Annotated in this window: 6 protein-coding genes; all 6 read right to left on the minus strand. The window is 59.6% G+C overall.

Annotated elements, in window-relative coordinates; translation table 11 throughout:
• Positions 1 to 334: 334 nt before the first annotated feature.
• Positions 335 to 1,276: a site-specific tyrosine recombinase XerD gene (xerD, locus tag DW171_RS09735; protein WP_199586938.1), complete on the minus strand. Its 942-nt coding sequence runs from the start codon at positions 1,274 to 1,276 to the stop codon at positions 335 to 337.
• A gap of 2 nt (positions 1,277 to 1,278) precedes the next feature.
• Positions 1,279 to 2,940, minus strand: coding sequence for a CTP synthase (locus DW171_RS09740; RefSeq protein ID WP_117854947.1), 1,662 nt, complete (start codon positions 2,938 to 2,940; stop codon positions 1,279 to 1,281).
• Positions 2,941 to 3,118: 178 nt separating this feature from the next.
• Complete coding sequence (locus DW171_RS09745; protein ID WP_118271081.1) at positions 3,119 to 3,457, minus strand: hypothetical protein; 339 nt, start codon at positions 3,455 to 3,457, stop codon at positions 3,119 to 3,121.
• 249 nt (positions 3,458 to 3,706) lie between these two features.
• A complete protein-coding gene (locus DW171_RS09750; protein WP_118271082.1) occupies positions 3,707 to 5,188 on the minus strand; it encodes a DUF1846 domain-containing protein in 1,482 nt (493 codons plus the stop codon).
• Positions 5,189 to 5,832: 644 nt separating this feature from the next.
• Positions 5,833 to 7,320: a YfcC family protein gene (locus DW171_RS09755; protein ID WP_369832476.1), complete on the minus strand. Its 1,488-nt coding sequence runs from the start codon at positions 7,318 to 7,320 to the stop codon at positions 5,833 to 5,835.
• A gap of 138 nt (positions 7,321 to 7,458) precedes the next feature.
• Positions 7,459 to 8,454: an ornithine carbamoyltransferase gene (gene argF / locus DW171_RS09760; protein ID WP_117584234.1), complete on the minus strand. Its 996-nt coding sequence runs from the start codon at positions 8,452 to 8,454 to the stop codon at positions 7,459 to 7,461.
• Positions 8,455 to 8,619 lie beyond the last annotated feature (165 nt).

The following is an 8,619-nucleotide window of genomic DNA, read 5'->3' on the forward strand; positions in this document are numbered from 1 at the left end:
CACCACTCCACCCACCATATATTGCAAAACACCCCCCAATCATATGTTCGAAAACACAATATGTTGTGTTTACAGCAACGGCGGGATGCCACCTGTGGCACCCCGCCTTTCAACCTCAACCTTCAAGTTGACCTTGAGGCGATTTTTGCGTCCCTTTACATGCCGTTCACATCGCCCCCAAACTCCCCCACCCAAGGCACATGCGGCCCACCACCGCGACGACAAGTGGCAAAAAATGGGACGGGCCCCAGATTGCCCATGCGCGCGCAAAAGCACGCCGCGGCAATCTGGGGCCCGTCCCCAAATACCTATAGATATGCAGGCCAGCGATGTGTTAACGATGTGCCAGCGGGTGCGCCGCCAGATAGACCTCGGCCAGTTGCGTACGATCGACATGCGTGTAGACCTGCGTGGTCGATATATCGGCATGTCCCAAGATCTCCTGTAGCACACGGAGGTCTGCACCGCCCGCAAGCATATGGGTGGCAAAGGAGTGACGCAGCGTATGGGGATGGAGTCCCACCAGCCCCACCTGGCGCCCGTAGCGCTCACAGATGGCATGGATGCCCTGGCGCGACAGACGGCGGCCGTTCTTATTTAAAAAGACCGCCGAGGTCTCGGTTCCGTGGGCATGGGCCGCCAAGCGAGAACGCCCCTCAGTTAAATAGAGCGTCAGAGCTCGCGCCGCGCTTCCCACCAGCGGGGACAGGCGTTCCTTTGAGCCCTTACCGCGAACGAGCACAAAGCCATCGTCGATATGGATATCGCCCACATCGAGCCCCACCAACTCGCTCACACGCAAGCCGCATCCGTAGAGCACTTCCAAGATGGCATGGTCGCGCAAGCCCATCTCGCCCTCGGGGAAGTCTTGATCGAGCAGCGCCGAGACATCCTCCACCGATAGATACTCCGGCAAACGCTCAGCCTTTTTAGGCAGGCGCAACGCCGCCGTTGGATTTTGGGCCACAGCCCCATCGCGCACCAAAAAGGCATGCAGACCCTTCACGGCCGCAAGCGCACGCTCCACCGAGGCATCGGAATAGCCCCCATCCCGACGGTCGGCGACAAAGCCCTCCACGACCTGACGGGTCACCTCTTCAAAAGACACAATACCCGCCCGCTCCAGATAGGCGCAGTACGTCGTCAGGTCACGTCGATAGGCCGCAATCGTGTTGCGCGCCAAACCCCGCTCGACCGCGAGGTAATCGAGATACTCCCCCGCCGCCACGGCGAGCGACGAGGGAGTAGCTTCGGTATGTTCTTTGTTCGCCGGCACCCTTAGTCCGTAGCGAGGTTCATGGGCGTCACCTGTAGGCGATCGACACCCTCGTGCTGACCGATCGAGGCACGCACGAACTCTCGGAACAGCGGCTGCGGGTTGGTCGGACGGCTCTTGAACTCGGGGTGAGCCTGGGTTGCCACATACCACGGATGCACGTCGCGCGGCAGCTCGACCATCTCGACCAGGCGCTCGTCGGGTGAGAGGCCAGAGATAACCAAGCCGGCGTCCTCGAGCTGGTCGCGGAAGGCGTTGTTAAACTCAAAGCGGTGACGGTGACGCTCGTAGACGAGATCCTCGCCATATGCCTCGCGAGCAAGGGTATCGGCGGCGAGCTTGCACGGATAGGCGCCCAGGCGCATGGTGCCGCCCTTCTCGGTCACGTCCTCCTGCGAGCTCATCAGATCGATGACGCTAAACGGGCCGTCCGGATCGAACTCAGAGGAGCTGGCGCCGGCAAGGCCGACGACGTTGCGGGCAAATTCGCACACGGCCACCTGCATACCCAGGCAAATGCCCAGATACGGAATTTTGTGCTCGCGGGCGAACTCGGCCGCGAGGATCTTGCCCTCCAGGGCGCGCTTGCCAAAGCCGCCGGGGACCAGGATGCCCGAGGCGTCGCCCAGAACCTCGGAGACGTTCTGCTCGTCGAGGCTCTCGCCATCGACCAGCTGGACGTCCACATGGCGATCGTAGAAGACGCCCGCGTGGTGCAGGGCCTCGATAACCGACAGGTAGGCATCGGGCAGCTGCGTATACTTGCCCACGACGGCGATCTTCACCTTGTCGGCGTGCTGGTTGGCATGGTTCTGCTTGCGCAGGAACTCGTTCCACTCACTCATGTCGCGCTCACGCGGATCGAGACCCAGACGCTCGCAAATGCGCAGGTCAAAGTCCTGCTCGGCGAGTAGCTGCGGAACGTCGTAGATGCTCGCGCAGTCCTCATTGGTAAAGACGCAGTCGGTGTCGACGTCGCAGAAGCTTGCGATCTTGCCGCGGATGGCATCGTCGATATGGTGGTCGGAACGCAGAACGATAATATCGGGCTGGATACCAAAGCTGCGGAGCTCCTTGACGGAGTGTTGCGTCGGCTTGGTCTTGACCTCGTGGGCGGCGGCGATATAGGGAACGAGCGACACGTGGATGTAGCAGACGTTCTCGGGGCCGGCCTCCTTGCGGTACTGGCGAATGGCCTCGACAAACGGCTGCGATTCAATGTCGCCGATGGTGCCACCCAACTCAGTGATGACCACATCGGAGCCGGTCTGCTCCTCAATACGACGGAACTTATCCTTAATGGCGTTCGTGACGTGCGGAATCACCTGCACGGTGCCGCCCAAAAAGTCACCGCGACGTTCACGGGCGATCAGGCTCTTATAGATGGCACCAGTCGTAAAGTTGGAATCGCGGGTCAGGTTCTCGTCAATAAAGCGCTCGTAGTGGCCCAGGTCCAGATCGGACTCGTAGCCGTCCTCGGTCACAAAGACCTCGCCATGCTGGAACGGGCTCATGGTGCCGGGGTCGACGTTCAGATACGGGTCGGCCTTTTGCATCGTTACTTTGTAGCCACGCGACTTGAGTAGACGGCCCAGCGAGGCCGCGGTAATACCCTTGCCCAGAGACGAAACCACGCCGCCGGTCACAAACACATGCTTGGTCATATTGAGTTACCTGCGCTTCCCGTAGAAGTTGTCCATACACATCTTACGGGTCTTCATTGTAATACTCGCGACGCGCGCCGCACGCAATTTTTCTTACGCGCAATCGCATTTCTCCATCTCGAAACAAAACGCCGTCCGGTTGCCCAGGCGGCGTCGTTTCGACTATGAATGCGCGCTGTTATCGATCGGCGAGCTCGTCCTTGATTAAGTCCTGCACGAGCATACCGGCACGGATGCCCTCTAGATACCACTCGCCACGCTCCGTGAGACAAATACCATTTGCGAGCTGGCCGCCGTCGTCGCTGTAGCGCGAGACGACCTCAATGATGTCTTCGGATTCCAGGCGTTCAATTGCCGCGCGGGCGCGATACGGGGACACCCCCACACGCTCGGCAAGCGTCTTGCGCGAAAAGCCATAAAATCCGCCGTTGTCTTCGGACTGCTGTGCGATCTCCATCAGCACCTGCACCTCGACACGCTTCATATCGTTGACACTCGCACGACCCTTGCCAGCCATGGCAGCCTCCTCAAACCGAGCACGGGCATCACTTGCACCGCGCGCGACCGGCACACCCCATGATGGCCGGCAACATCCATCATGCGGCATCCCCGCAAAAGGATGAAACAATTAGAGTTATTGTATACCGCCCAAATCGCTTATAGGCAGGTAAACGAGCTGATTTTAGGTTAAACGGTAGCTTTGTTGATAAAAGGGGCACACCGAATGTATACCCGATGCGCCCCTTTCGGACCAATTTATTCAGGCTTAGCGGTGGAAGAAACCACGGCGCTCGAACTTGGGCTCGCAGCACACGTTGATGCCCAGCTTGCGCAACACCGTCTCGTCCGTCGGCGAGATGATCACGCTAAAGAAGGCATCGCAGCCGCGCAGCTGCTCCAGGCCCGAAAGGACGCGGGCCGCCGTCTCGCTCGTTGCCGAGGTGATCGAGAGCGCCATAAGCGTCTCGTCGGTGTGCAGACGCGGGTTCTTGCTACCCAGGAAATGCGTCTTGAGCTTGCTGATAGGCTCGATCGCCTCATCGCTAATGACCTCGAGCTCAAGGTCAACGCCCGAGACATGCTTAAGTGCATTCATGATGAGCGAGCTCGCGGCGCCCAGGCGCGTGGAAGTCTTGCCGGTCACCACGGAGCCGTCGGGCATGACCATGGCGCCGACGGGGCCACCCGTCAGCTGCTCCCTGGTAAGGGCGGCCGAGCGTGCCGGCGAGTAGTTCTTATCGATACCGGCCTTCTTCATAATGAGCTTGAGACGATCAACTTGCTCATCGCCCACACCGGTGCGGCGCACGGCCTCGACCGCAGCAAAGTAGCGGCGGACGATCTCCATCTTGGAGGCATCGCGGCAGGCATCGTCATCGGTGATGGCAAAGCCGACCATATTGACACCCATGTCGGTGGGGCTCTGGTAGGGGCTCTCCCCCAGAATCTTTTCCATCAGGGCACGGACCACCGGGAAAGCCTCGACGTCACGGTTGTAGTTGACCGTGGTCTTGTTGTAGGCCTCCAAGTGGAAGGAGTCGATGATATTAGCATCGTCGAGGTCGGCCGTGGCGGCCTCATAGGCGATGTTGACCGGATGCGTGAGGGGCAGATTCCAGACCGGGAACGTCTCGAACTTGGCGTAGCCGGCAGCGGTGCCGTGTTTGTGCTCGTGATAGAGCTGAGACAGGCAGGTGGCGAGCTTGCCCGAGCCAGGGCCGGGCGCAGTCACGACGACGAGCGGACGGGTGGTCTCGACAAACTCGTTCTTGCCATAGCCGTCGTCAGACACGATCAGGTCGACGTCGTGCGGATAGCCCTCGATGGGATAGTGCAGCTTGGCGGGAATGCCGAGCGCGTTCAGGCGATTGCGGAACACATCGGCGGCGGGCTGGCCGGCGTACTGGGTGATAACCACGGCCGCGACAGCAAAACCGTTGCCGCGGAACAGGTCGACCAGGCGCAAAACGTCCTCGTCATAGGTAATGCCCAGGTCGCCACGGGCCTTATTCTTCTCGATGTGGTTCGCGTTGATCGCGATGATGACCTCAACGTCATCGGCAATGCTCTTGAGCATGCGAAACTTGCTGTCCGGCTCAAAACCCGGCAGCACGCGACTCGCGTGATAGTCGTCAAACAGCTTGCCGCCAAACTCCAAATACAGCTTGCCGCCAAACTGCGAGATGCGCTCCTTAATATGAGCGGCCTGCAGCTCGATATACTTCGCGTTGTCGAAACCCTGACGCATGTATGGCTCCCGTCCCGTTTCCATTTAATGTCTTAGGCGATTATAACGGAGCAAGCCCTCCCCAACACCCAAGCAATCAACGGGCATCAACCAAACACGCGCTCGATAAGTTGCGGTGGAATAGTTCCCGCTTAGTCCCTCAGGACACACAAACAGGAACTATTCCACCGCAACTTCCCCTTTTTGGTGCAAGCTAACCTGACCCCTTTGCATCAATAATGGAAACATCGCAGGTGGAGCATAAGTCAGCGAGCGCCCGCCAGAGCGAGCAAGGTGACGTGAAAGAGGAGGGAATGGCGCGAAGCAACCTGACACCTTTGCACCAACGATGGCAGCGTCGCAGGTTGAGCATAAGTCAGCGAACGGGCACCAGAGCGAACAAATTGGCATGAAAAGAGGCCGGCATAGACCTTTTGGTCATGCCGGCCTCTTTGAATGACAAGTTGTCGCTCTGGTGCCCGTGCAGCGTCGACCGGTTCCGGCGTTTGGTAAAACGCCGGAACACAAGAGCGCCTCCCCCCGCGCACGGAACGGGAGGAGGCTAAAGGTAGGAGTCTACCGGTGGGGTTACCCCACCGGACAGACGATGACCAGGTGATCCTTTACAGGATCGTCATGGTTTCCGTGGGGTACCCAAGGGGTACTTAGAGCATCACGCAAGCGATGGTCAGGATGACGGCGCAGACGACGGAGAGAGCGACGATGAGCTTGAGAGCAAACTTGAGCCAGGTCGTCCACTCGATCTTGGCCAGGGCAAGACCGCCCATGATGGCGCCGGAGGTCGGGGTGAACAGGTTCACGACGCCGATGGCGGCGGAGAAGATCATGACCATGACCTCGGGCGAGAAGCCAAGCTTAACAGCCAGCGGTCCCATGATGGGCATGGAGACAGTAGCCATACCGGAGGTCGAAGGGATCAGGAAGGACAGGCCGAAGTAGACCAGGAAGCTCATGGGAGCGAAGATCACGCCGGACAGGCCAGCCAGAGCATTGGCGGCAGCGTCGAGGACGTAGACGTCGAGGCCGGTGCTAGCCATGAGGACGGAGATACCACGGGCGAGAGCGATGACGAGGACAACGGACATCATGTCGGCAGCGCCGGTGATGAAGGTGTTGACGATCTGCTTCTCGGACAGGCCGCCGATGATACCGATCAGGACAGCCATGAGGAAGAACCAGGTGGAAGCCTCGTCGAAGTACCACTGGCCAATGGGCAGGCCGGTGATCAGGGCAGACCAGCCCTGAACGATGGCGTTACCGTCGGCGTCATAAACAGCGCCAGCATCGAAGAAGTTGGCGACGCCCTCGTTGAGGTCGGCCAGCGGGATGAAGCCGACGATCATGACGACGAAGGTGAAGGCAAAGGCGATCAGAACACCCTTCTGACGACCGGTGAGCTTGACCTCCTTGTGAACCTCGGAAGCAGCCTTGCCGTGAGCCTCTTCGGCGTCCTTGAGCTCCTGCATCGAAAGGATGGTGGAACCCTTGTCAGCCTTGACCTTCTTGGCATAGCTCATGACGAAGAGGATGGACATAACAGTGGTAACAATCCACAGGACGGCACCGAGGCCGATGATGATGGACTGGTTGACCTCAATGCCAACGCCAGTCAGAGCGTCAACGGCAGCACCGACGGCAAACGGGTTAACCGTGGAGCCGAGGCAGCCGCAACCAGCGCCGAGCAGGACGGTAGCAGCGCCGACCATGGGGTCGAAGCCAGCAGCCATCATGGTGGCGGCGAGCAGGGCGTAGAAGGGAACGGTCTCCTCGCACATACCATAGGTGGTACCACCGAGGGAGAAGATGAGCATCAGCACGGGAATGAGCATGATCTCATTGCCCTTAAGCTTCTGCACCAGAACGGCAATGCCGTTGTCCAGGGCGCCGGTCTCGGTCATCATGCCGAGGAAGCCGCCGAGGATCATAACGAAGAGGCAGACGGGCAGAGCGTCAGCGAAGCCCTTGACCGGGGCGGTGCAGAAATCGCTCAAGCGGGCAGCGGTAACCGCGCCACCGGACGTACCGGAGACGATAACGGTAACAACCGCGACGATTGCCAGCAGAGCAAGAAGAATGGTGAACGATGAAGGCATACCGCGCTTTTTCTTAGCGGTCTCAGTCATAGTTCTCATCCCCCCTTCATAAATCATTTACTGATCTCGCCCGAAGCGGCTCTTCCGTGCCGTGCATGTCGCTCGGTGCGAGATTTTTACCAGACAAAAGCGCTCGGGGTGCGCAGCAATACACCCCGAGCGAGACGCTAGATGCTCTTACTTGAGCGTAGCGTACATGACAGCCTTGATGGTGTGCATGCGGTTCTCGGCCTCGTCGAAGACCTTGGAAGCGGGGCTCTCGAAGACCTCGTCAGTGACCTCCTGCTCGGTGATGCCGAACTGCTCGCACTTCTCGGCGCCAATCGTGGTGTTGGTGTCGTGGAAGCTGGGCAGGCAGTGCAGGAAGATGGCACCCGGGTTGGCCATAGCCATGACCTCAGAGGTAACGCGATACGGGGTGAGCTGAGCGATGCGCTCGGCCCAGACCTCGTCAGGCTCGCCCATGGAGACCCACACGTCGGTGTAGAGAACGTCGGCACCGGTGACGCCGTCCTTGACGTCGGTGGTCAGCTTGATGGTGCAGCCGTTAGCCTCAGCGATGGGCTTGCAGGCCTCGATGACGTCGTCAGCGGGCATGCACTCCTCGGGGCCGCAGGCCACGAAGTTCATGCCGAGCTTGGAGCAGACGACCATGAGGGAGCGAGCAACGTTGTTCTTGCAGTCACCCATGAAGACGAGGGTCTTGCCCTTGATGTCGTAGTTGAAGTTCTCCTGGACGGTCAGGATGTCGGCGAGCATCTGGGTGGGATGCCACTCAGTGGTCAGGCCGTTCCACACGGGCACGCCGGACTTAGCAGCGAGCTCCTCGACGTCGTCCTGGGCAAAGCCACGGAACTCGATGCCATCATACATGCGGCCGAGAACACGGGCGGTATCCTCGATGGACTCCTTCTTGCCCATCTGCGACGAACCCGGATCGAGGTAGGTGACGCCCATGCCCAGATCCATGCCGCCGACCTCGAAGGCGCAGCGGGTACGAGTGGAGGTCTTCTGGAAGAGCAGAACGATGTTCTTACCCTCGAGATAGCGGTGCGGAACGCCAGCGCGCTTCATATCCTTGAAGTTCTTGGAGAGCTTGAGCAGGTACTCGATCTCCTCGGTGGTGAGGTCGAGGAGCTTGAGGAAGCTACGGCCGGAGAGGTTAACACCCATGGTTCGTTTCCTTTCGAAGAAATGAATTACGTAAGTATTAGTGTCGCCCGTTTGACGGGCGAAACCGGTGCGGTTGTAGGGAGACCGCACCGGAAACGGAAAGACTTAGAGGTCCTCGCGCCAGAAGGGCATGCTCATGCAGCGCGGGCCGCCGCGGCCGCGGGA

Origin of the sequence: Collinsella sp. AM15-2, from assembly GCF_003471985.1 — a bacterium.
Classification (GTDB): Bacteria; Actinomycetota; Coriobacteriia; order Coriobacteriales; family Coriobacteriaceae; genus Collinsella.